Raw genomic sequence first — 20753 nt, forward strand, 5'->3', positions numbered from 1 at the left:
TGAGGGGCGGTTTTTCTTATGGCTGCGCTGGCATCAGGGATGGGCGTGGTTTGCCGTTTCGACGAGCCAGTCGACAAAAGCCTTTGCATTCGGGTTAACGATGCTGTGCGGCGAGTACACCAGCCAGAAGGCTTCGTCGGTCGGCAGATGAGGTTTGAGCGGCGCGACCAGTTGACCGTCCGCCAGCATCTGCTCGACCAGCGACGAACGCGCGAGCGCGACGCCCTGTCCCAGTTCGGCGGCTTTCAGCGCGGAAATCAGCGTATCGAAATGCATGCCCGACGACGAATCGACCTTCGCCGCGCCCGCCTTGCGCAACCAGTAACCCCAGCCTTCTTCGTAGCCGAGCACGTGCAGCAGTTCATGTGCGGCAAGGTCCTTCGGTTTGGCAAGCGGCCTTTCTGAGCAAGGCAGACCCGGCGCGCAGACGGGAATCAGCGTGTCCCACGTCAGGCGTTCCGCACGTAATCCTGACCATTTTCCATGGCCGTGGCGAATCTCGAGATCCGCATCGACATCGGTTACGCAACTGTCTCCACCCCAGATATTGCTGGTGATGCGCAGACTGATTCCCGGATGCAAGGCGCGAAATGCAGGCAGACGCACGGCAAGCCATTGCGTATAGAACACCAGACTGACGCGCACGGTCAGAACGCGCAGATTGATGCGGCCAAAGATCTCATCGGTTGCCACCGCCAGTCTTTCGATCGCTTCGTGCACGACCGGCAGATACGCGAGCCCCGCATCGGTCATTTCTATTCCACGCGGAAGACGGCGAAACAACGCCGTGCCCAGATGCGATTCGAGTCCCTTGACCTGCTGACTAACGGCGGCCTGCGTCAGACTCAATTCATTCGCGGCATGCGTAAAGCTCAGGTGTCGCGCGGACGATTCAAATGCACGAAGCCAGTTGAGCGGAGGCAATCTTTTCATCGGAAAGGCGTTTTCAGGTAACGGGCGATCTGCATCGTACGGTGATCTGCATGACAAAGCGATAAGGATTTCGAGTGATTTTGTCTGACCACCCAACACCCCGACATGCAAGAAGTGACAACGAACTCACTCAAATGAAAGCTTGCCCGTTCGTCCACCACCAACTCATTCTCTCCAGAAAGAGCCGTCAGGAAATAGTTGGAAATCGAAAGAGCACGCATTGAAATCACAATATTGCGTGCACTTTCACAAAATCAATTCGCAATGTGGCATAGTGCGTCCAACTAACTTCAGGGAAAGAAAAAAATGGCAACGCTCGAATCCATTCAGACGAAAATTGCAAAGCTTCAGGCGCAGGCACAAGCCATCGCCGCCAGCAAATCGATCGTCGTCTTGAACAAGATCCGCGACTTGATGAGCAAGCACGGCATCAGCCTTTCCGACATCGAGGCGCACGCAGGCAAGCGTCGCGGCGCGAAGGCGGCCAGTGCCGTCAAGACCGCAACGGTGGCGAAGTACCGCGACCCGAAGAGCGGTGCAACCTGGTCGGGTCATGGCCGCGCACCGCACTGGATCGCCAACGCAAAAGATCGCAGCAAGTTCCTCGTGGCAGGCGCTGAATCGGCATCGGCGGCAGCAGTCGCTCCGGTGAAGGCCAGCAAGGCCGGCAACTATGTGCGCGGTCCGCAACCGGCGCTCTATCGCGATCCCAAGACCGGCGCAACGTGGAGCGGCCGTGGCCGTGCACCCGCCTGGATCGCCAACGCCAAGGACCGCACGCGCTTTCTGATTGCAGAAACTGCCCGTCCCGCAACGGAAGCACAAGCCGCGAAAAAGCCGGCAACCGCAAAGAAAGCGGCGGTCGCAAAGAAGGCAGCGCCGGCTAAGAAAGCAGCCGTCGCAAAGAAGGTAGCACCTGCTGAAAAGCCGGTCGCGGCGAAGAAGGCGGCACCGGCAAAGAAGGCCGCCGTCGCGAAGAAGCCCGCAGCAAAGAAAAAGGCTCCGGCAAAGAAAGCCGCAGCCGTGAGCAAGGTGCAGGAAGCGGCGGCTCCGGTCGCAGCGGTCGAAGCGCCGGCTCAAGCGGTCGACCTGCCGATCACGGCAACCGCTGAATAAGTACGTCCTGGCCGGATAAAAGCAGAAAATCCTTAACGGAGATTCAGCGATTACCTATAAGTCGCGGCGTGAGAGAGGCGGTACGATGGTCCGCAAGTTGACGTTGCCTCATACACCCTCTCTCAGGTTCCAGCGTTACCCGATGCTGGAGCTCTTTACGTCGCGGTAGCTTTCGCGGCTTTTTTATACGGCAAAAAAAGGCCGGCAAGCGTTTGGCGCTTGCCGGCCTTTTTGCATTCGTGCTGCATTCGATGAACGCGTCAGTGGGCGACGCCGAAAAACGCCTGCGCGCCCTCGCCCGGTGTGAGCCCCGCAATAAACAATCCCTCCAGACGCCGGGCCTTGACCTCGTCGAGCAGAAAAGGCGGTCGCACGAGCCCCTGCAGAACGGCGTGGTCGAACCACTGACTCATCCACGCACGCAACTCTGTCTCGTACACCGACAGGGCCTCCACCGCCTCCTCAAGCTCCTGCGCCCCCTGCACCTCCAGCGATGCTGTGACTCGCATTGGCCGCTCCTTGTGGTCCCTTACTGTGGTCCCTTACTGTGGTCCCTTACTGTGGTCCCTTACTGTGGTCCCTTACTGTGGTCCCTTACGTTTGCTTATCTTCTTCTGCGCGCTGCCTTTAATGACAATACTTCAGAAGCGCAATCGCTGCGTGGATTATGTCGACATCCGCTCGATTCCCATCGCCGGACGCGCGCGGTCGGGCGAAAACACCCGCCATTCGCGGTCGGCATGACGAAAGAAAAACAGCGCGCGCGGGCCGTTCGCGCCCTCCATTTCGACACATACGCTGACAATCCGGCCCGCCGTGCAGCGTTGCACAGTCAGCACACGCACCGTATGCCCGTCTCCCGGGGCGAGCCATTTGACCACTGCCATGCGAAGCGACTGCTGCACCGTCATGCCGATCTCCTGCCGTATGAGCCACCCGGGTTCCTGAAAGCATCGTAGGCAAGCGCCGGGCCGCGCAATATCGGCGGCAACGGATAGTTCCCTCGGGAGAATCTGGTTCCGGCGTCAGGATTTCCTTCAGCACGCGCGCCGGGCAGCGCGCCTATTCGGCGATCAATCCATGACGGATCGCGTAGCGGATCACCTCGGCGTTATTGGTCAGGCCGAGCTTCTGCATGAGGCGCATCTTGTGCGTGCTGATGGTTTTGGCGCTCAGGGCGCAGGCATCGGCGATATCGTTGATACTGCGCCCCGCCGCCAGCATCTGCAGCACCTGGAATTCGCGGTCGGACAGCACTTCATGCGGCGGCTCGTCGCCGGCATGCTTGTCGAACACCAGCGCGTCCACCAGCTTGGGGTCGATGAAGCGGCCGCCTTCGGCCAGCTTGCGGATGGCGGCGAGCAGCACATCGGGATCGCTGTCCTTGGTCACATAACCGGTCGCGCCCGCGCGCAAGGCCCGCGAAGCCACCTGCGCTTCGTTGTGGATGCTCAGCACCAGCACCGGCAAGCTGGGCCGGTCGGCGCGCACGCGGCGGATCAGATCGACGCCGCTGATGCCCGGCATCGTCATGTCCAGCAGCAGCAGATCGATCTCGCAGCTGCGCAGTTTATCGACGACTTCCGAGCCCTGCGCGGCTTCGGCCGTGACGACGATATCGTGCGTCGTTGCGATGATCTGCTTGAGCCCGCCACGCACGATGGCGTGGTCATCCGCGATGAGAATCCTGATCATGTATGCGTCGTGCCCTCGAGCGGAATATGTATCGATACGGTCGTGCCCTTGCCTAGCGCGCTGTCGATCCGCACCGTGCCGTCGAGCAGCCGCGCGCGTTCGGCCATGCCGAGCAGCCCGTAAGCGTGCCTTGCAGAACCGGCGCCACCCGTCGATGCGTTAAAGCCGCAGCCATCGTCGCGTATGGTCAGATCGATCGAGTTGCGGTTTGCCAGGCTCATTTGCACGCGCTGCGCGCCCGCGTGGCGCGCGACATTATCCAGCGCCGACTCGACAATACGAAACAGCACCGTCGCGCGCATATCGGACAAGGCAGGCTCGGTGCCTTCGACACGCAGTTCGCAGGCGATGGCATGCCGGCGGCTGAAATCCTCGGCGAGCCATTCGAGCGCGGAAGCGATGCCGAAGTTTAGCGCAGCAGGCCGTAGATGACTCGCCACATTGCGGACGGTCCAGATCGAGCGCTCGACCAGCGCGCGCATGTCGTCGGTCTTGCTGATGGCATCGGCATCTTCGCGCACGCGCATACGCAGCAGCGAGACGTCCATTTTCAGGGCGGTCAGCAGTTGCCCCACTTCGTCCTGAATCTGGAAAGCGCTGCGTTTGCGCTCGTCCTCGCCCGCGCTGTCGAAATAGCCGAACAGTTCGCGCTGCTGCTCGCGCGAGCGCACCAGTTCCTGCTCGATCTGCTTGCGCCCGGAAATATCGTAGAGGCCGACAAAGATGGCCGGCACGTCGTCATAAGTCGCGACGCGCGCATTGGCCAGCGCCCAGAGTTGCGTGCCGTCGCGCCGGCGCAATTCGACTTCGGCATCGAGCAGATTGCCTTCCGATGCGAGGTGGCGGATCAGCCGCTCGCGCACGCTGCGATCGACATAGAAGTCGACGATATTGACCTGCGCGCTCGTGCCTTCGTCGAGGCGCAATAGCTGGCGCAACGGTTCGTTCGCGTACAGGAGTTCGCCGCCGGGCATCGCTGTTACGCACAGCGCGACCGGGCTGGAGGCGTCGATAACGTTCGCGTGAGCGTGTGCGGGCGCGTGGACTGGACGCATGAGTCGCGCGAGCGCCAGTTGCGTGCTCACGCGCGCGGCCAGTTCTCTTGCGCAAACAGGCTTCAGAAGATGATCGGCAGCGCCTGCGTCGTAGCTCGCCGCGATGGATTCATGCAGCGCTTCATGCGAACCCGCCGACAGCACGAGGATCACGGGGATTTCGCGCGTGGCCTCGTCGTGCTTGAGTTCGCGACAGGTCGCGAGCAAGTCCTCGTCCAGCAGGATCAGGTCGGGGCGCGCGGCCTGGGCGAGTGCCCTCGCCTGTGCGCCGTCGCGGGCCGTCAGCAGACGGCAATCCTGCGCGGCGAGCGTCTGCGCCACGGCGGCCACAGCGGCTTCGTCGCCCGCCAGCGCGCCGCCCAGCAGAATCGTGCGATGAGACTCGCCGTTCAGGGTCATGCGGGCGTCGCGCTCAACTCGCCAGCCGCAAGGCGACGGGCGTGGATTCCCGGTCGATCAGCGCATCGAGACAGCGAAACAGCGCGTCGAGCATCGTCAGCGCCTCGGCATCCAGTTGGTCGCCATGAAACGCGCGCAACTCTTTCAGCGTTTCCTGCAAACGCAAGATCCTGTCGATACCTTGATCTAGCAGCGGCCAGCAGTGCATCAGATAGGCCAGCGGCGTAAGCGCGCGGGTTTCGCACCAGTTGTCGAACAGGCGCAGGCATAGCGTATCGGCCTCTTCAATGTGCATCCTGCGGTCCTGCATGGGTGAAGTCATCACGCTCTGCCTCTTGCTGCGACACGGTTTGCCCAGATTCGTCCGGATCAATATGGCGGCTGCAACGGATCGAGTCCAGTCGTCCCGCGCTGCAAACGAGGCGGGAAGTCTGCTGAATTCCTTGTCAGGAAATCCTTAACGGCGAACTGTTCCCTGAGCGCAATGCGCGACGTTCTGTCACTCATTCGCGGCCCGTTGCGCCAATTTATGCGGATTGTGTGTGTCATTGCGGCGGGGTATGCTGCGCGCTGGATCGGCGTCAGGGGCGTCGGGCAATGCAATTGGACGAACCGGTTCGCCCGAAAATGGTCATGAACAGAAGACAGATGTTGGCGCGCTGCCTGGCCGCGAGCGCAGCCTTGGCGGCGGCGCCAGCGTCATGGGCCATGCCCGCAAGCCGCCCTGCAGCGCGGATCGTATTCCTGAATCCCGGCGAACGCGTGCAAGGCAGCAGCGGCCCGCACTGGCAGATCGTCTCGCGCTTCATGGCCGCCACGGCGCAGCGTTTCGGCATGGAACTCGAAGTCATCTACGCCGAGCGCGACCATCTGCTGATGCTGCGTCAGGCCGAATCGATCGTCGCGCGGGCCGTGGCGCCGGATTACGTCGTCATCGTCAACGAGAAAATGACCGCGCCGACGATGCTGCAAACGCTCTCGCGCTCGTCCGCGAAAGTCCTGCTGATCCACAACGATCTCACGGCCGCACAGCGCGCCGCCATTGGCAGCGAGCGCGGCGCGATCGCCAACTGGATCGGCACGGTCACGGCCGATGCGCAACGCGGCAGTTTTCGTCTGATGGATTATCTACGCGCGCGCAACGGCGCGGCCCCTGCGCGCGTGATCGGCATTACCGGCGACCCGGCCACACCGGTTTCGCACGAACGCGCCGACGGCGTGCAATCCGCGCTGGCGCAGCGCCCGCAGGATCGCACCTGCCAACTGGTCTACGGCGACTGGAGTTACGACGACGGGCGCGACAAGGCGCTCGTGCTGCTGGCCCGTTATCCCGACGCCAATATCGTCTGGGCTGCTAACGATTCGATGACGCTGGGCGCCATGAGCGCCGTGCGCGATCGTCATGCGAAGGCGATCGTCGGCGGACTGGGGGCTTTGCCGCAAGCGGTCGAATCCGTGATGCACGGCGAGCTTGCCGCCATCGTTGCGGGCGATCAGTTTATCGGCGCCTGCGCCATGGTGCTGCTGCACGACTACCATCACGGCGCGGACTTCGCGCAGGCCGGCGGCGCGCGCCAACGGCTCGACTATCTGAAAGTGCTGCACGGCAAAGATGCCGCGCGTTATTACAACGTCGTGTTCGAACGCGCCGAAGCGCCCGATTTCAGCGCGTTTTCGCGCCTCGCGCGCGGCGGCGCCAGCGCGTATGACTTCAACCTCCAGCCCATGCTGAATTCCGCTGCGCGGTTCGCATGAATTGGCGAACGCGGTTACGCCGCTGCTTCCCACGCAGCCTGCACGCCCGGTTGATGCTATCGCTGGTGGTACTCGGCACGCTGGTGGCCGGCACATCGGCGTTCGTGGTGCTGGAGCACGCGCGCGAGCGGCGCATCGTCGAACTCAACGAGCGCGCCAACCGCATCGCCGATCTGCTCGGCCAGTCGCTGGCGCAACCGCTCTGGAATATCGATCGCGACGCCATCGTGCGGCAGTTGAACACGCTCATGCCGAATCCCGAAGTCGTGCGCTTCACGGTCACCGCGACCCGCTATGGCGTGCTCGCCGATGTCAGCAACGCGCGCGAACCGCGCCCCGGCGAAGAAGTCGTGCGCGTGAAGCCGATCGAATTCACGCCGCCCGGCAATGCGCCGCGCGAGCGGCTGGGCGAAGTGCGGGTCGTGCTCACGAAGGCCGTGGCGAAAAGCGGTTTCGCCACGGCGCGTGCCGCGATTCTGGGCACGCTCGCGCTTGCCCTGCTCGTGGTGTATGTCGTCACTTTCCTGCTGATTCGCCATCTCGTGCGCGAGCCCATTCGCCGTCTCGAGGAAATGGTGGACCGCATTGCCGGCGGCGATCTGCAAAGCCGCTGCGTGATCGAGTCGAGCGCCGAACTCGGCCGCCTCGCCGCGCGCGTGAACCTGATGGCCGGGCGGCTGCACGACTCCACCGCCTCGCTCAAGGAAAGCGAGCGCAAATACCGCAGCATCGTCGAGAACGCACTGGAAGGCATCTTCGTGCTCGATCGGCATGGCGCGCTGCAGGAAGCCAATCCGGCGATGGCGCGGCTATTCGGCTTTCCCAATGTGACCAGTCTGATCACCTCGCAGAAGCACGCGAGCATGAAATCCGGCGCCGCGCCGTTTTCGCCGCCACACGTCGAACAATTGTTTTCGATGCTGAACCAGAGCGACAAGATCGCCGGGATGGAAATCGCCCTCACGCGCGCGGATGGCAGCACCGTCTGGTGTCTGCTGAATGCGCGCGGCACCTATTGCGATTCGTCGAGCCTGCCTGCACTCGAAGGGCAGCTCACGGATATCACCTCGCGCAAGCAGGCGATGGAAGAACTCGTGCGCCATCGCGACCAGCTGGAACAGGAAGTGCGCGAGCGCATGCGCACCGAGCGCGCGCTGCGTGATTCGCGCGAGCAGTTGCGCCAGCTTTCCGCGCACCAGGAATCGATCCGCGAAGAAGAGCGGCGGCAAATTGCCATGACGATTCACGATGAACTCGGGCAATTGCTCACCGCCATCAAGATCAATGTGTCGCTGCTGAAGATGGTGCTGGCCCAGGGCGGCGACTGGACGCACAAGTGCCGCGATATCGGCGATCTGGCCGAGCGCACGATCGATATCGTGCGCAACGTCGCCAGCCATTTGCGGCCGGCGGCGCTGAACTTCGGGCTGATTTCGGCGCTGGAGTGGCTGGTGCAGGACTTCGCGAAACACAATGCGATTCGCTGCACGTTCCGGCTCGAAGGCTGCGAACCTGCGCTGAGCGACGACCGCGCCACCGCCGTGTTCCGCATCGTGCAGGAAGCGCTGACCAACGTCAGCCGGCACGCGCGCGCGACGCGCGTGGAAGTGATTCTGCGCACTGCGGATCGATACGAACTCGAAGTGCGCGACAACGGCAGCGGCTTCGACGTATCCAACGCGATTGAGCGCGGCTCCTATGGCCTGCAGGGCATGAAGGAACGCGCGCGGATCATCGGCGCACTGTTCCATATCGCGAGCGGCGAAGGCGCGGGATCGACCGTGCGTCTGGTATTTGGCGAAACGGTGCAGTGCGTGCACGACGGCGTTGCTGCCGACGAAACCCGCGCATCATCGCCGCGTTGATGCCTTATTTCAGGCCTCCGCGCGGCGCCGCGCATCGAAGCCGAACACCGACACTGCACGTTCAAGATGCAGCGCCTGTTCATCGAGCGACAGCGCCGCGGCCGCTGCCTGCTCGACCAGCGCGGCATTCTGCTGGGTGACGGCGTCCATCTGGCGCACCGCCCGATCGATCTGCTCGATGCCGTCGCTTTGCTCCGTCGATGCAGCGGCAATCTGGTCGACGAACTCCGACACCTGACGTATCGCATCGCGCACCTGCCCCATCGTAACGCCCACGCTCGCGGCCTGCTCCGATCCCGCATCGACCAGTTGCGCCGACGATTCGATCAGCGTCTTGATCTCTTTGGCCGCCGACGACGAACGCTGCGCGAGACTCCGCACCTCGCTGGCGACAACCGCAAAGCCGCGCCCCTGCTCGCCCGCGCGCGCTGCTTCCACCGCCGCATTGAGCGCGAGAATATTGGTCTGGAAAGCGATGCCGTCGATCATCCCGGTGATATCGGCGATACGTTTTGAACTCTCGTGAATCCTGCCGATGGTTTCGACCATGCTGGCCACGGCCTGGTTGCCCACCTCGGCCATGCCCGCCGCTTTGCCGGCGAGCAGATTCGCTTCGCGCGCATTGCCCGCGCTTTGCTGCACGGTATGCGTGAGTTGCGTCATGCTCGCGGCGGTCTGTTCCAGCGAAGCGGCCTGCTGTTCGGTACGTGCCGAGAGATCGGCATTGCCGATCGATATTTGCTTCGTTGTACTGGCGATGTCTTCGCTTGTGGCCCGCACCGATTCCAGCGCCTGCGTAAAGCGCTCCATCAAGCGATTAAACGCCGCCGCGCTCTGCCCGATCTCGTCCATGCGCGGCACCGGCGCGCGCGCCGTGAGATCGAGCGATTCGCTGACCTTGCCGAGCGTCGAACGCGTGCCGCGCAAGCCGCCATCCACGACGCGAAACAAGGACACGGCCAGCGCGACACTCGCGGCGAACACCAGCGCCGTCAAACCACCCATGAACCAGAGCGAACGCGCATAGGCCAGATCGCCTGCCGCGCGCGATTTGCGCGTGGCGTCGACGTTATAGGCCACGTGCTGGTCGAGCCCGGCGCGCACGGCCTGCGAAGCCGCGTCCTTGAGCGCAGGATCATTCGACAGCGCATGCCGGTAGAGCGCATTGCGCATGTCGGTCATCGCCTGCCGGGTTTGATCGAGATCGATCAGGCCCGGCACGATATGGGTCTGCACGTCGCTGAAGCGCTGCTGCGCGCCGCGCAAATTCCAGAACGACAATGCGGACGTCACAACCAGCGCGCACAGCGATACGCACAAGGTCAGCGAGAGTCGCTGCGCAATGGTGATTTTCAATTTTTTTGCCCCGGAAGAAGTTCGCTTGCGTGCGCACCACGACCACCTCACGACGCAACGGATGAACGGACTAACGGCGGCAATGTGCCAGAGCTAAATACGCGCGGCGCCTAATTTCAGCGACGGATCGGCCGATTTTTCGTTCAGGAAATCCTGAATGCGCGCGCGTGCGGCCTTCATTCGACCAACGCGCCACCAAGCTTGTGCGCGCGGCACCAGCGGAGTGCGCAATGCGCTCATCGTCCCGTTCGCGGTGCACATCACCGGCCAGCGCATCCGATAAATCAGGCTTCTGCGGGTTGGCACACTTCATGCATAGTGAACAACATTCAAGTCACTTGAATTTTGTTCACGGTCATTTCTCACACGCATCGAACCGCACGGGAGCCACATGAATAAGCCTTTCCGCACTCTGGTACTGTCGTTGTCGGGCGCGCTCGCATTCTGCGCGTCGGCTTCAGGCTGGGCACAGGACAGCGATCTGCTCAACCGCATCAAGAGCAACAAGGAAATCACGATCGCCACCGAGGCGCGCTACGCGCCGTTCGAGTACGTCGATAACGGCAAGATCGTCGGTTATGACGCCGATCTCATGGCCTACGTGCTGAAATCGATCCCCGACGTCAAGGTCAAGCAACTCGATCTGCCGTTTCAGGGCTTGCTGCCGGGTCTCGACGCGAAGCGCTTCGACATCGTCGTCACGGCTGTGACGGTCAACAAGGATCGCGCCAGCCACTTCGCTTTCACGCTGCCCGTTGCGGACGCAACCACCGGCGTTCTGCTGCGCACCAACGAAACCGCCATCAAGACACCCGAAGACCTGAACGGCAAGATCGTTGGCTCGCAGACCGGCTCCGCGCAGCTTCAGGCGCTCGTTGCGCTCGACAAGAAACTCAAGGACGCAGGCGGTCCTGGCCTCAAGCAGATCAAGCAATACGTCGCGTTCGACGAGGCTTATGCCGATCTCGCAGTCGGCCGCCTCGATGCCGTTGCGCAATCGGTCGCGAATCTCGGGCCGCTCATGAAGGCGCGTCCTGGCGTCTTTATGGTGATGCCGCAAACCATTGGCCCGAAGAGCTATTTCGCGTGGGTGGCGCGCAAGGATGCGGACAGCGCTGCGCTCGTCAAACTGTTCAGCGACGGCATCGCACGCGCGAACGCCGACGGCACGATGAAGAAGCTCCAGCAGAAGTGGTTCGGCGCAACGATGGATGTGCCCGCCGACGCCCTGCCGCCGCCTTCCATGTAATTGCAGTAGCAGCACCGCACGGCCCGCCATCCGAATTGAGACGCCATGAACACGCCTGACCTGTTGACCCGCTGCCTGGGTTATTTGCCGCAGTTACTCGACGGTGCCATCACTACCTTGTGGTTATCCGCCGTGGCGGTGCTGTGCGGCTTTTTTGCCGGCATCTTTATCTACATGATGTCGGTGAACGACAGCCGCCTGATGTCGCGCGCCGCGCGGGTCTATGTCAGCGTGTTTCGCGGCACGCCGGTGCTCGCGCAGTTGCTGGTGTTCTATTACGTGCCCTCGGCTTTCGGCCTTGAATTACCGGGTGTCGTTGCGGCCGCAATTGGTTTGTCGCTGAACACCGCGGCCTATCAATCGCAGATCCTGGGCGCGGGGTTTCGTTCGATTCCCCGCGGTCAGATCGAAGCGGCCCGCACCTTCAATCTCACGCGGCAACAAACGCTATGGCATATCGAAGTGCCGCAGGTGGTGGCCATGACGCTGCCCGCGCTGGTGTCCGAGATGATCGATATCGTAAAGGCGTCGGCGGTGATTTCGGTGATCGCCGTGACGGACCTGATGCGCGTGGGTCAGCAACTGGCGTCGTCGAGCTATCGTCCGCTCGAAGTCTATACGCTCGCGGCGGCCTTCTATCTGGCGATCACTTCGCTGCTGTCGCTCGCCGCCCACGGCTACGAGCGGCGTCTGGCGAAGCGCGGCTGATGCGTCGAAAGAGCCGATATTCATGAACGCATTCCTCGAACTCCTCCCCCGCTTCTTCGACGCGATGCTGGTCACGCTCGAAGTCAGCCTGCTTGCCGCGCTGCTCGGCATGATCGGCGGTTTTGTACTCAATACGCTGCGCATGCGTTTCCCGAAGGCGCTGGGCGTGCCGTACACAACCTACGTGTGGCTCGTGCGCGGCATGCCGTATCTCTCGCAACTGGTGATCGTCTATTTCGGTCTGCCGGTGCTGGGACTGACGATGACCGCCGTGGAAGCCACCATCGTTTCGCTATCCATTTACGCGGCTGCCTATTTCGCCGAAATCTTTCGCGCCGGCTGGAGCAATATTCCGCGCGGCCAGATCGAAGCGGCGCGCGCGTTCGGCATCGGCCGCTGGGCTGCGTTTCGTGCGATCGAAATGCCTCAGGTGCTGGCCTTCGCGGTTCCGCTGCTCGCCAATCAGGTGATCCTGGTCATCAAGGAAAGCGCGGTAGCGTCGATTATTACGGTGCCCGAACTCACCATGACCGCCAGCGATATCGTCGCGTCGACCTATACGTATATCGGCCCTTACGCGATGTTGATCGTCTGCTACTGGCTGCTGACCCAGGCCATCGCGCTGATTGCCACGCGCGCCACCGCATTGATTCCCTTTTTGCAGAAGACGTCATGAGCGCACTCCCTATTCTTCAACTCAAGGCAGTCGGCAAGTCGTACGGCAAGACGCGCGTGCTCAAGGGCATCGACCTCGACATCATGCGCGGCGAGATCGTCACGCTGATCGGGCCGTCGGGTTCCGGCAAAACTACCGCGCTGCGCTGCATGAATTTTCTAGAAGCGTACGACGAAGGCGAAGTCTGGATCAAAGGCCAGTTGCTCGGGTATCGCTCGGCGGGCCGCAGCGAACGCGACCGTGACAGCGATGCGAGCGTTGCCGAAGTGCGCCGCCCGGTCGCCATGGTGTTCCAGCAGTTCAACCTGTGGCCGCATATGACGGTGGTGGCGAATGTCGCTGCGCCGCTCGTGCTGTCCAGAAAGATCAGCAAGGCCGAAGCGCACCGCAAGGCGCTGGCCGCATTGCAGCGCGTGGGACTCGAACACAAGGCCGATGCGTATCCCGCGCGGCTGAGCGGCGGACAGCAGCAACGTGTGGGCATCGCACGCGCCCTTGCCATCGAACCCGAAGTGATGTTGCTCGACGAACCGACTTCCGCGCTCGACCCGGAACTCGTCGAAGAAGTGCTCAATGTGATCCGCTCGCTGGCGCAAGACGGCATGACGATGGTGATGGTCACGCACGAAATGAGTTTCGCGGCGAAGATCTCGGACAAAGTGGTGTTTATGGAAGCCGGACAGATCGTCGAAGCCGGGCCGCCCGCGCAATTGTTCGGCAATACGCGCACGCCGCGTCTGCAGCAGTTCCTGAAGCCGTGGTTCGATCGCAGCCTTTCCGTTTCGCCTGCGAGCGCCACTGAACCGGCCTTGATCGCCGCTGCCGAACGGGGTGACGCATGACGCTCGATGAATTGAGCAGCGATGCTCGCGCCGCTGCAGCGCAGGTGAATCCGCAACGTCTGCTCGACGCCATTCAAGCGCTCGCAAGCTTCGGCGCGCGTGACGATGGCGGCGTGGATCGCCCAGCACTTTCCGGGCGCGATCTGCAGGCGCGACGCTATCTGATCGAGCGCGCCATCGCACTCGGCTGCACCGTGACCACCGATCATTGCGCGAACCTGTTTATTCGCCGTGCTGGCAGCGAAGATCTCGCGCCCGTGATGACCGGCAGCCACGCCGACACCCAGCCGAGCGGCGGCAAGCTCGACGGTTGTTATGGCGTGCTTGCAGGTCTCGAATGCATCGAAGCGCTCAACGACGCGGGCATTCGCACGCGGCGTCCGCTCGAAGTCGCGGTCTGGACGAACGAAGAAGGCACGCGCTTTCAACCGGGTGCAATGGGTTCGAGCGCATTCGTCGATCCAACGTTGATGGATCGCTACAACACCGTTGCGGACGCAACCGGTGTGACGCTCGCACAGGCATTGCAGCAACATGCGCAGACGTTCCCGGCGCTTGCGCGCCGTAATGCCGACCAACCCGCCAATCAACCCGCGCACGCCTTTATCGAACTGCACATCGAACAAGGCCCGCAGCTCGAAAACGCGAATTTACCGCTCGGCATCGTCAGTGGCATTCAAGGTGTGCGCTGGTATTCGATCACCTGCACCGGCGTAGCCGCCCATGCCGGCACCACGCCGATGCCGGTGCGCCGCGATGCGATGACGCTGGCCATCGATGTACGCGCAACGATCGATACCTTCGCCCATACGCTGGGCGGCGACGATACACGCGTCACCTTCGGGCGCTGGAGCGTCGCGCCGAACTCGATCAATACGATTCCTTCTACCGTGACCTTCACGGTGGATTTCCGCCACCCGGACGCAGCCGTTCTTGCCGCCTTCGACCAACAGATCGCGCAATGCGCGCAGCGCGATGGCGTTGCGCTGCAAGGGCTCTTTTCGCACGCGCCGGTGGCATTCGACAACGCCTTGCTGGCGCGCCTGACCGAGGCCGCCGCCGCGCTCGATGTCCCCACGATGACGCTCACCTCCGGCGCCTTTCACGACGCCATGTATCTGGCGCGGCACTGCCCCACGGCGATGCTGTTCGTGCCGAGCCGCGACGGCATCAGCCACAACCCGCTCGAACATACCGACGACGATCACCTCGTACTGGGCACCCGCGCACTCGCGCATTGCCTGGCCACGCTTTGCAACGAACCTTGATGAAGGAGCAACCATGAGCACGATTCATAGCCACGAACATACGCACGCGCTCGACGCCGTGCAGGACAACGGCACCGAAAACGGCATCAATGCCACGCTGACCGAACCGATCTCCGCCGACGGCACGCCCGAACTGGGCACGACCTACACGGTGCCCGCCCGCTGCGGCCGCGCCGTGCGCGTGAAAGCCGGTCAGACGATCCGCATTGCGAATCCGCATGGCACGCAGGTCTGCGATACGTGGATTTTCAATGCCACGCATCTGAATGAGTTTCTCTCGTTCGAACATACGCGCGCGTTTATCGACAAAGTCATTCCGCAACCGGGCGACCCGCTCGTGACGAACCAGCGCCGCCCGATTGCGGAACTGGTCGTCGATACCTCGCCGGGCGTTCACGACACGCTGATTGCCGCCTGCGATCTCTATCGCTACAAGAATCTGGGCGTGGAGGGTTACCACGACAATTGCGCCGACAATATGCGCCTCGCGCTCAAGGCAATCGGTCTGCGCGCGCGCGAAGTGCCGCAGCCGTTCAATCTGTGGATGAATATCCCCGTCAAGCCCGACTATTCGATCGACTGGCTGCCGCCGGTTTCGAAGGCCGGCGATCACGTGGATATCAAGGCGGTGATGGATTGTGTCGTGGTGATGTCCGCGTGCCCGCAAGATATCATTCCGATCAACGCGCTGAACCCGCTCGAAGTCGAATTCACGGTGTTTGCGTAAGGGCGCAGCCCACTCCATCAACTCAATCGATAGTGCTACGGTGGCAACCAGAAAAACGTCCTCATCTACGGGTAGCGGCAAAGTCCGCGCCCCTTCCGGCCATGCCGCCGCAGCCGCGCCTGGCGCAGCGGCGCCCGGCGCAGCGGGTACGCTCGCCACGCCCGCCACGCCAGCCGACTCGCTTGGCGTGCGCCTGAAGCACGCGCGCATGGTGCATCAGTTGACGCTGAAAGCGCTCGCTGAACAGGCGGGCTGCTCGGAAAGCCTGCTGTCCAAGGTCGAAAGCGGCCGCGCGACGCCGTCACTGGCCACACTGCACCGGCTCGCGCTCGCGCTATCGACCAATATCGCCGCGCTGGTCTCGGGACCGGATGTCAATGTCTCGGCGATCCAGCGCGCGAACGAACGGCCATCGGTGAGCTTTCCCACAGCGGGCAAGCGCGGTTCGATCAGGCTCGAACGCGTGGTCGTGCCCGCGCCCGGCCAGTTGCTGCAAGGCGATATTCATGTGATCGAGCCGCATTCCAGCAGCGACGAACAGATTTCGCATTTGGGCGAAGAACTCGGCTATGTGATCGAAGGCGAACTGGAACTCACGCTCGACCAGGAGCGCCATCTCCTGCAAGCCGGCGATTCGTTCTATTTCCCCAGTAACGTGCCGCATAGCTATCGCAATCCGGGCAAGGTCGTCACGCGTATTTTCTGGGTCAATACGCCGCCCACATTCTAGGAACTCAACGTGTCAGGCACCGACGTCACACAGATGCAATTGCCGCGTTTCAGCGGCATTCCGACTTTCATGCGCGTGCCGCTTTGCACCGATCTGAACGCGCTCGACATCGTGCTGGCCGGCGTGCCGTTCGACGGCGGCGTGACCGCGCGGCCCGGCGCACGCTTTGGCCCGCGCGAGATTCGCAATATGTCGACGCTTACGCGCTCGACGCATCATGTCACGCGTTTCAATCCCTTCGACGCCTGCCGGATTGGCGATATCGGCGATGTGCCTTTCACGGATCTCTATCATCTCGAACGCGCGCACGACGATATCCGGCGCTTTTTCGAGCCGATTTTCGCGGCGGGAAAAATCGCCTTGAGCGCGGGCGGAGATCATTCGATTACCTATCCGATCTTTCAGGCGCTGGCGCCGAAAGAACCGATTGCGCTCGTGCATATCGACGCTCACACCGATACCTGGGATAGTTTCAAAGGCTCCAAATTCACGCATGGCGCGCCGTTCAGACGCGCAGTGGAAGCGGGCCTGCTCGATCCGAAGCGCACCATCCAGATCGGCATTCGCGGCGCGCAGAATTCCGATGAAGGCTGGCGTTATTCGATCGAAAGCGGTATGCGCGTGGTGTTTATCGAAGAGTTCGATGCGCGCGGCGCCGCTGCCATTGCCGAAGAAGCGCGCCGCGTGGTGGGCGACGGCCCGGTTTATCTGTCACTCGACGTGGACGGGCTCGATCCCGTATTCACGCCTGGCACCGGCACGCCGGAAATTGGCGGACTGACCACGCGCGAAACGCAGGCGCTGTTGCGCGGGCTCGACGGCTTGAACTGGATCGGCGGCGACGTCGTGGAAGTATCGCCGCCCTATGATCCGAGCGGCAATACGGCACTGGTCGCCGCGACCTTGATGTACGAAATGCTCTGCCTGTTCGCAAAGCGTTTCGATCTGCGCTGACAATTACTGAATGCCGTGGCGCGTCTTGTAGTCGAGCGCGTACGCAATCTTGCCTGGCTTCGAAGCGGTAATAGCCTTCGACAGATCGCCAAACGTGCCCTTGGTATAGGCCTTGCCCGAGTTGATCTGCGCGAGCCGGCCGAGTTGCGCGCCGGTCAGGCCGGAAATCTCGCCATCGGTCGAAGCCACCATCATCGTCGAGGCATTCCACACGGCATTCAGATAACCGGTATCGGCCGTTGCCGGGTCCGGGTCGGTCGTGCCCGCTTTCGTCAGCGTGTAGCCGGTGAGCGGGAACGTCGTGCGCAGCCAGTCGGCCCAATAGAATTCGAGGAAATCGGTCGAAGGCGTCGGCTTGCTATAGCCCACATCGCGCGTGAAATACACGAGCGAGCGGTACACATCGTTTTGCATGCCGTGCGTCAAACCCAGCGCCGTGGGTAATTGATCGGCGGTAATGGCCACGCCGTTGGCGTCTTTCAGGCGCGTATAGCCGCGGTTTTGCATTTCCGCCCAGAAAGTGCTGCCCGAATACGCGCTGAGATTGTCTTTGACCACAACATGTACGTGCACGGTCGGGCCGCCATTGGCGACTTCGTAATACGTGGACGAACCGTGGTGGCCATCGGTCAGATAGAGCGTGTCGCCATTCGGGCCGATCACGACCGGATTGAGCACCGAGGTATCGCGCTGCGTCGTATCGGTGACCGTGCAGGTGTACGAGGTGGCATCGGTCAGCGTCGAGGTCGTGCTGCTGCTTGCGAGTCCCGTCAGGCCTTCGTCGGCGCAGAAGTCGTCGAACTCCTTGGTCATGTCGGCTTCGTAGCGGCCGAGCTTGTAATAGATCTGGTCGTAGCCGAGCGCGGCTTGCGTGGGATGCAGATCGCCAAGCGTGACGTCGAGCACCTGGCCCGCCGTCGCGGCCTGCCACGTTCCGGGCGCGCTCGCGGCGTCCCCAGCCGATGCAGCAGTGGTGTCCGATGCGGCGCTGGACGACGTGGCCGCGTCCGATGTCGCGGTCTTTTCGGTGGATGCGGGGTCGCCGCCGCAGGCGCTCAAGGCAACGAGCGAAAGCAGCGAAGCCGCCAGCGCGAGCCTGCTGGAGATGGTCGTCATGTAAAACCCGGTGTATGAAAGTATCGTAATTTTTTTGTAGTGTGCCGGGCAAAGATGAAAGTGATGTGAAAGATTCGATGCTCGCGCAACGATTGTTCGCGCTCGGCTCCACACGCGCGTTTATTGCGTCCTGCCTGAAACCGCCGGAATCGTTCTCTAGAGCATTACTTCGATTCTCTCTTTCGCGAGCGCACGAGCGTGAGAATGAGCGCTTGAAAAGCCTTCATTTACAAGGACGATTCGTGAAAAACCAATAGATCAAAATGACTTTAAAAGCCGTCATTTCTCTTTGCATGGAGAGAAGCGAGTCACTTTAGCGTCAAACTCAATCCGTAAAGTCGGCCGGCCAAAAAAACGGGAAACCACACAATGAACCGCCGCCACTTCCTACGCTCCTCTGCATTTTTCACCATTGCCGCCGCGACCGGCACACTCACTGCCTGCGGCAGCGACGATCTCGCCGGGCCGGTCAAAGGCACCTATCAATTCGCGCAAGGCGTGGCGAGCGGCGATCCGCGCAGCGACAGCATCGTGTTCTGGACGCGCGCCACGACCGTTGCGGGCACATCGACCTCGCCGGTCGCCGTGCAATTGCAGGTATCCAGTAGCGCTGATTTTTCCGCGCTCGTTGCCAATGTTTCGCTGCAGGCGCTGGCCGATTTCGACTACACGGTACGCGCGAAAGTAACCGGTCTGAGCGCGGCATCGACGTATTACTACCGCTTCGTTGCGGGCGCCGATATGAGCGTGAGCGGCAGGGCGAAAACCGCGCCTGCGGCGGGCGCAAGCGTTTCACAGGTGCGCTTTGCGTGGTTCACCTGCCAGGACTGGAGCGTCAATCACTGGCAGGCCATGTCGCTGATTAGCGCCGAAACCGATCTCGACTTCGTCGTGCATCTGGGCGATTACATCTACGAAACCGTGGGCGCATCGTTCCAGTCCGGCTCGGCCGAACCCGCGCATACGCAGATCACTCTGCCCGACGGCGTGACCTTGCCTTCCGGCAGCGGCACCTATGCGAACAGCCTGAACGACTACCGCACGCTCTATCGCACCTATCGTTCGGATTCGCGCCTGCAAACGCTGCATCAACTCTTTGCGATCATTCCGATCTGGGACGACCACGAATTCTCCGACGACTGCTGGCAAGATCACCAGACCTATACGGACGCCAACGCCCAACAGACCGCGCGCCGCCGCAACGCGAGCCAGGCGTGGGCCGAGTACATGCCGATCGACTGGAGCGACGTGCAGTTTGACGAATCGAATCCCGCGTACACCAACATCAGCATTTACCGCAGCTTCAGTTATGGCGGCCTGATGGATCTCGTCATGACCGACGAGCGCCTGTTCCGCGACCAGCACGTGATGAGCGAACAGATTGGCGGCGCGGCGGCGAGCGCGCTCAATCTGCCCGATGCGAGCAGCACGAGTTCGGTCGGCGTGCGCTATTTCGTGACGCAAAATGCACTGACGGCCGCCGAAGCGCTGGACACCGCCACGCTCGGCCGCGCGCCGTCGATCCTCGGCACGACGCAAACGCGGTGGTTCAAGCAGAAGATGAGCGGCTCGACCGCCACGTGGAAAGTGTGGGGCAACGAAGTGATGCTCAACCGCCTGTGGATCGACCTGACGACGGTATCGGGCGTGCCCTCTTCGGCCGCTTATACCTACATCATGAACTGCGATTCGTGGGACGGTTATCCCACGCACAAGGCCGATGTGCTCGGCTATCTGAAATCGGCGAATGTGTCGAATGTGGTGGCGATCACGGGCGATCTGCACGCCTTCCAGTGCGGCGTCGTGCGCGATGTGCCGGACCCGTCTACTGGCACGCCGGTGCTGGTCGATTTCGTTTCGGCGGGCATCAGCAGTTCGTCGTTCTACGATTACATCGTGCAGCAGACCGAAGGCACCTCGTATGCGGCGCTGCTGCCGCTGCTGGGCGTGACCAATTCGACCACGTTCGACGCCGTCTTGCAGGCCTTCAATCCCGATCTCGCCTATGCCGATCACGATGCACAAGGCTACGCATCGGCGACCGTGACGAAGGATGCGTTCTCGGTTGTCTACACCAAGGTCAAGCCGCTCAATAGCGATGGCAGCGCGCCCACCGATCCGGTGCTCAAGCGCACGCGCCTTTCCGTTGCATCGGGCACGCATACGATCCAGACGACGGTACTTTCTTCGTAATGTCGATGACGCGGGCGAAACGGAGATCGTTTCGCCCGCATCCAATCGATCGCGCCACAATAGAGCAATCACGCACCACGCCGAAGAATCTGTCACCCACTACAGTGAATTGATGT

Annotated in this window: 21 protein-coding genes; 12 read left to right on the plus strand and 9 right to left on the minus strand. The window is 62.1% G+C overall.

The window, feature by feature from the left end:
- Positions 1-33: 33 nt before the first annotated feature.
- Positions 34-933 carry a LysR substrate-binding domain-containing protein gene (locus U5A67_RS13585; protein WP_321814740.1) on the minus strand — a complete coding sequence of 300 codons (900 nt, stop codon included), beginning with the start codon at positions 931-933 and terminating at the stop codon, positions 34-36.
- 306 nt (positions 934-1239) lie between these two features.
- On the opposite strand from U5A67_RS13585, the gene U5A67_RS13590 reads away from it, so the two are divergent.
- Positions 1240-2049, plus strand: coding sequence for an H-NS family nucleoid-associated regulatory protein (locus tag U5A67_RS13590; protein ID WP_321814739.1), 810 nt, complete (start codon positions 1240-1242; stop codon positions 2047-2049).
- 260 nt (positions 2050-2309) lie between these two features.
- Here the strand turns inward: U5A67_RS13590 and U5A67_RS13595 are convergent, their stop codons facing one another.
- From U5A67_RS13595 to U5A67_RS13615, 5 genes are all read right to left on the minus strand, one after another.
- A complete protein-coding gene (locus U5A67_RS13595) occupies positions 2310-2558 on the minus strand; it encodes a hypothetical protein (RefSeq protein WP_205985869.1) in 249 nt (82 codons plus the stop codon).
- Positions 2559-2714: 156 nt separating this feature from the next.
- Positions 2715-2960: a hypothetical protein gene (locus U5A67_RS13600; RefSeq protein WP_321814738.1), complete on the minus strand. Its 246-nt coding sequence runs from the start codon at positions 2958-2960 to the stop codon at positions 2715-2717.
- A gap of 151 nt (positions 2961-3111) precedes the next feature.
- A complete protein-coding gene (locus U5A67_RS13605; protein WP_205985834.1) occupies positions 3112-3744 on the minus strand; it encodes a response regulator in 633 nt (210 codons plus the stop codon).
- Complete coding sequence (locus U5A67_RS13610; protein ID WP_321814737.1) at positions 3741-5198, minus strand: ATP-binding protein; 1458 nt, start codon at positions 5196-5198, stop codon at positions 3741-3743. The genes U5A67_RS13605 and U5A67_RS13610 overlap by 4 nt, the downstream gene beginning before the upstream one ends.
- 13 nt (positions 5199-5211) lie before the next feature.
- A complete protein-coding gene (locus U5A67_RS13615) occupies positions 5212-5493 on the minus strand; it encodes a hypothetical protein (protein WP_241024190.1) in 282 nt (93 codons plus the stop codon).
- Positions 5494-5831: 338 nt separating this feature from the next.
- Between U5A67_RS13615 and U5A67_RS13620 the strand changes: the two genes are divergently transcribed.
- Together U5A67_RS13620 and U5A67_RS13625 are read left to right on the plus strand one after the other, a co-directional pair.
- Positions 5832-6953: an ABC transporter substrate-binding protein gene (locus tag U5A67_RS13620; protein WP_321814736.1), complete on the plus strand. Its 1122-nt coding sequence runs from the start codon at positions 5832-5834 to the stop codon at positions 6951-6953.
- 53 nt (positions 6954-7006) lie between these two features.
- Positions 7007-8818, plus strand: coding sequence for a PAS domain S-box protein (locus U5A67_RS13625; protein ID WP_321814735.1), 1812 nt, complete (start codon positions 7007-7009; stop codon positions 8816-8818).
- Between the two features lie 9 nt (positions 8819-8827).
- On the opposite strand, the gene U5A67_RS13630 is transcribed toward U5A67_RS13625, so the two are convergent.
- Positions 8828-10168, minus strand: coding sequence for a methyl-accepting chemotaxis protein (locus U5A67_RS13630; protein WP_321814971.1), 1341 nt, complete (start codon positions 10166-10168; stop codon positions 8828-8830).
- Between the two features lie 99 nt (positions 10169-10267).
- Positions 10268-10414, minus strand: coding sequence for a hypothetical protein (locus tag U5A67_RS13635; RefSeq protein ID WP_321814734.1), 147 nt, complete (start codon positions 10412-10414; stop codon positions 10268-10270).
- A gap of 151 nt (positions 10415-10565) precedes the next feature.
- On the opposite strand from U5A67_RS13635, the gene U5A67_RS13640 reads away from it, so the two are divergent.
- Genes U5A67_RS13640 through speB form a run of 8 tightly spaced genes read left to right on the plus strand, consistent with a single transcriptional unit; the run spans position 10566 to position 17328 of the window.
- Positions 10566-11423, plus strand: a complete 858-nt coding sequence (locus U5A67_RS13640) for a transporter substrate-binding domain-containing protein (protein WP_205985829.1) — start codon at positions 10566-10568, stop codon at positions 11421-11423.
- Between the two features lie 45 nt (positions 11424-11468).
- On the plus strand, positions 11469-12131 hold the full coding sequence (locus U5A67_RS13645) for an amino acid ABC transporter permease (RefSeq protein ID WP_205985828.1): 663 nt from the start codon (positions 11469-11471) through the stop codon (positions 12129-12131).
- Positions 12132-12153: 22 nt separating this feature from the next.
- The gene (locus U5A67_RS13650) at positions 12154-12807 is read left to right on the plus strand and encodes an amino acid ABC transporter permease (protein WP_321814733.1); all 654 of its coding nucleotides are present in this window, start codon (positions 12154-12156) and stop codon (positions 12805-12807) included.
- Positions 12804-13649, plus strand: coding sequence for an amino acid ABC transporter ATP-binding protein (locus tag U5A67_RS13655; RefSeq protein ID WP_241024182.1), 846 nt, complete (start codon positions 12804-12806; stop codon positions 13647-13649). Before U5A67_RS13650 ends, U5A67_RS13655 begins: the two co-directional genes overlap by 4 nt.
- Positions 13646-14917 (plus strand): M20 family metallo-hydrolase, encoded by a 1272-nt coding sequence (locus U5A67_RS13660; RefSeq protein WP_321814732.1) that lies wholly within the window; start codon positions 13646-13648, stop codon positions 14915-14917. Before U5A67_RS13655 ends, U5A67_RS13660 begins: the two co-directional genes overlap by 4 nt.
- Positions 14918-14930: 13 nt before the next feature.
- Positions 14931-15644, plus strand: a complete 714-nt coding sequence (locus U5A67_RS13665; protein ID WP_205985825.1) for a DUF1989 domain-containing protein — start codon at positions 14931-14933, stop codon at positions 15642-15644.
- A gap of 40 nt (positions 15645-15684) precedes the next feature.
- Positions 15685-16374: a cupin domain-containing protein gene (locus tag U5A67_RS13670; protein ID WP_321814731.1), complete on the plus strand. Its 690-nt coding sequence runs from the start codon at positions 15685-15687 to the stop codon at positions 16372-16374.
- A 33-nt stretch (positions 16375-16407) separates the two neighbouring features.
- Positions 16408-17328, plus strand: coding sequence for an agmatinase (gene speB, locus U5A67_RS13675; RefSeq protein WP_415767832.1), 921 nt, complete (start codon positions 16408-16410; stop codon positions 17326-17328).
- Positions 17329-17331: 3 nt separating this feature from the next.
- On the opposite strand, the gene U5A67_RS13680 is transcribed toward speB, so the two are convergent.
- The gene (locus U5A67_RS13680; RefSeq protein ID WP_205985823.1) at positions 17332-18444 is read right to left on the minus strand and encodes a ParB/Srx family N-terminal domain-containing protein; all 1113 of its coding nucleotides are present in this window, start codon (positions 18442-18444) and stop codon (positions 17332-17334) included.
- Between the two features lie 369 nt (positions 18445-18813).
- On the opposite strand from U5A67_RS13680, the gene U5A67_RS13685 reads away from it, so the two are divergent.
- On the plus strand, positions 18814-20637 hold the full coding sequence (locus U5A67_RS13685) for an alkaline phosphatase D family protein (RefSeq protein ID WP_321814729.1): 1824 nt from the start codon (positions 18814-18816) through the stop codon (positions 20635-20637).
- The last annotated feature ends 116 nt before the right edge of the window (positions 20638-20753 follow it).

Source organism: Paraburkholderia sp. J69-1 (genome assembly GCF_905220255.1).
GTDB lineage: Bacteria > Pseudomonadota > Gammaproteobacteria > Burkholderiales > Burkholderiaceae > Paraburkholderia.

What these genes read in the sequence shown, in the direction of transcription:
- U5A67_RS13680 (WP_205985823.1), bottom strand. Translation starts at nt 18,444, where the DNA reads ATGACGACCATCTCCAGCAGGCTCGCGCTGGCGGCTTCGCTGCTTTCG.
- U5A67_RS13590 (WP_321814739.1), top strand. Translation starts at nt 1,240, where the DNA reads ATGGCAACGCTCGAATCCATTCAGACGAAAATTGCAAAGCTTCAGGCG.
- U5A67_RS13660 (WP_321814732.1), top strand. Translation starts at nt 13,646, where the DNA reads ATGACGCTCGATGAATTGAGCAGCGATGCTCGCGCCGCTGCAGCGCAG.
- U5A67_RS13665 (WP_205985825.1), top strand. Translation starts at nt 14,931, where the DNA reads ATGAGCACGATTCATAGCCACGAACATACGCACGCGCTCGACGCCGTG.
- U5A67_RS13585 (WP_321814740.1), bottom strand. Translation starts at nt 933, where the DNA reads ATGAAAAGATTGCCTCCGCTCAACTGGCTTCGTGCATTTGAATCGTCC.
- U5A67_RS13685 (WP_321814729.1), top strand. Translation starts at nt 18,814, where the DNA reads ATGAACCGCCGCCACTTCCTACGCTCCTCTGCATTTTTCACCATTGCC.
- U5A67_RS13650 (WP_321814733.1), top strand. Translation starts at nt 12,154, where the DNA reads ATGAACGCATTCCTCGAACTCCTCCCCCGCTTCTTCGACGCGATGCTG.
- U5A67_RS13595 (WP_205985869.1), bottom strand. Translation starts at nt 2,558, where the DNA reads ATGCGAGTCACAGCATCGCTGGAGGTGCAGGGGGCGCAGGAGCTTGAG.
- U5A67_RS13625 (WP_321814735.1), top strand. Translation starts at nt 7,007, where the DNA reads ATGCTATCGCTGGTGGTACTCGGCACGCTGGTGGCCGGCACATCGGCG.
- U5A67_RS13620 (WP_321814736.1), top strand. Translation starts at nt 5,832, where the DNA reads ATGAACAGAAGACAGATGTTGGCGCGCTGCCTGGCCGCGAGCGCAGCC.
- U5A67_RS13645 (WP_205985828.1), top strand. Translation starts at nt 11,469, where the DNA reads ATGAACACGCCTGACCTGTTGACCCGCTGCCTGGGTTATTTGCCGCAG.
- speB (WP_415767832.1), top strand. Translation starts at nt 16,408, where the DNA reads ATGCAATTGCCGCGTTTCAGCGGCATTCCGACTTTCATGCGCGTGCCG.
- U5A67_RS13640 (WP_205985829.1), top strand. Translation starts at nt 10,566, where the DNA reads ATGAATAAGCCTTTCCGCACTCTGGTACTGTCGTTGTCGGGCGCGCTC.
- U5A67_RS13610 (WP_321814737.1), bottom strand. Translation starts at nt 5,198, where the DNA reads ATGACCCTGAACGGCGAGTCTCATCGCACGATTCTGCTGGGCGGCGCG.
- U5A67_RS13615 (WP_241024190.1), bottom strand. Translation starts at nt 5,493, where the DNA reads ATGCACATTGAAGAGGCCGATACGCTATGCCTGCGCCTGTTCGACAAC.
- U5A67_RS13635 (WP_321814734.1), bottom strand. Translation starts at nt 10,414, where the DNA reads ATGAGCGCATTGCGCACTCCGCTGGTGCCGCGCGCACAAGCTTGGTGG.
- U5A67_RS13600 (WP_321814738.1), bottom strand. Translation starts at nt 2,960, where the DNA reads ATGACGGTGCAGCAGTCGCTTCGCATGGCAGTGGTCAAATGGCTCGCC.
- U5A67_RS13605 (WP_205985834.1), bottom strand. Translation starts at nt 3,744, where the DNA reads ATGATCAGGATTCTCATCGCGGATGACCACGCCATCGTGCGTGGCGGG.
- U5A67_RS13655 (WP_241024182.1), top strand. Translation starts at nt 12,804, where the DNA reads ATGAGCGCACTCCCTATTCTTCAACTCAAGGCAGTCGGCAAGTCGTAC.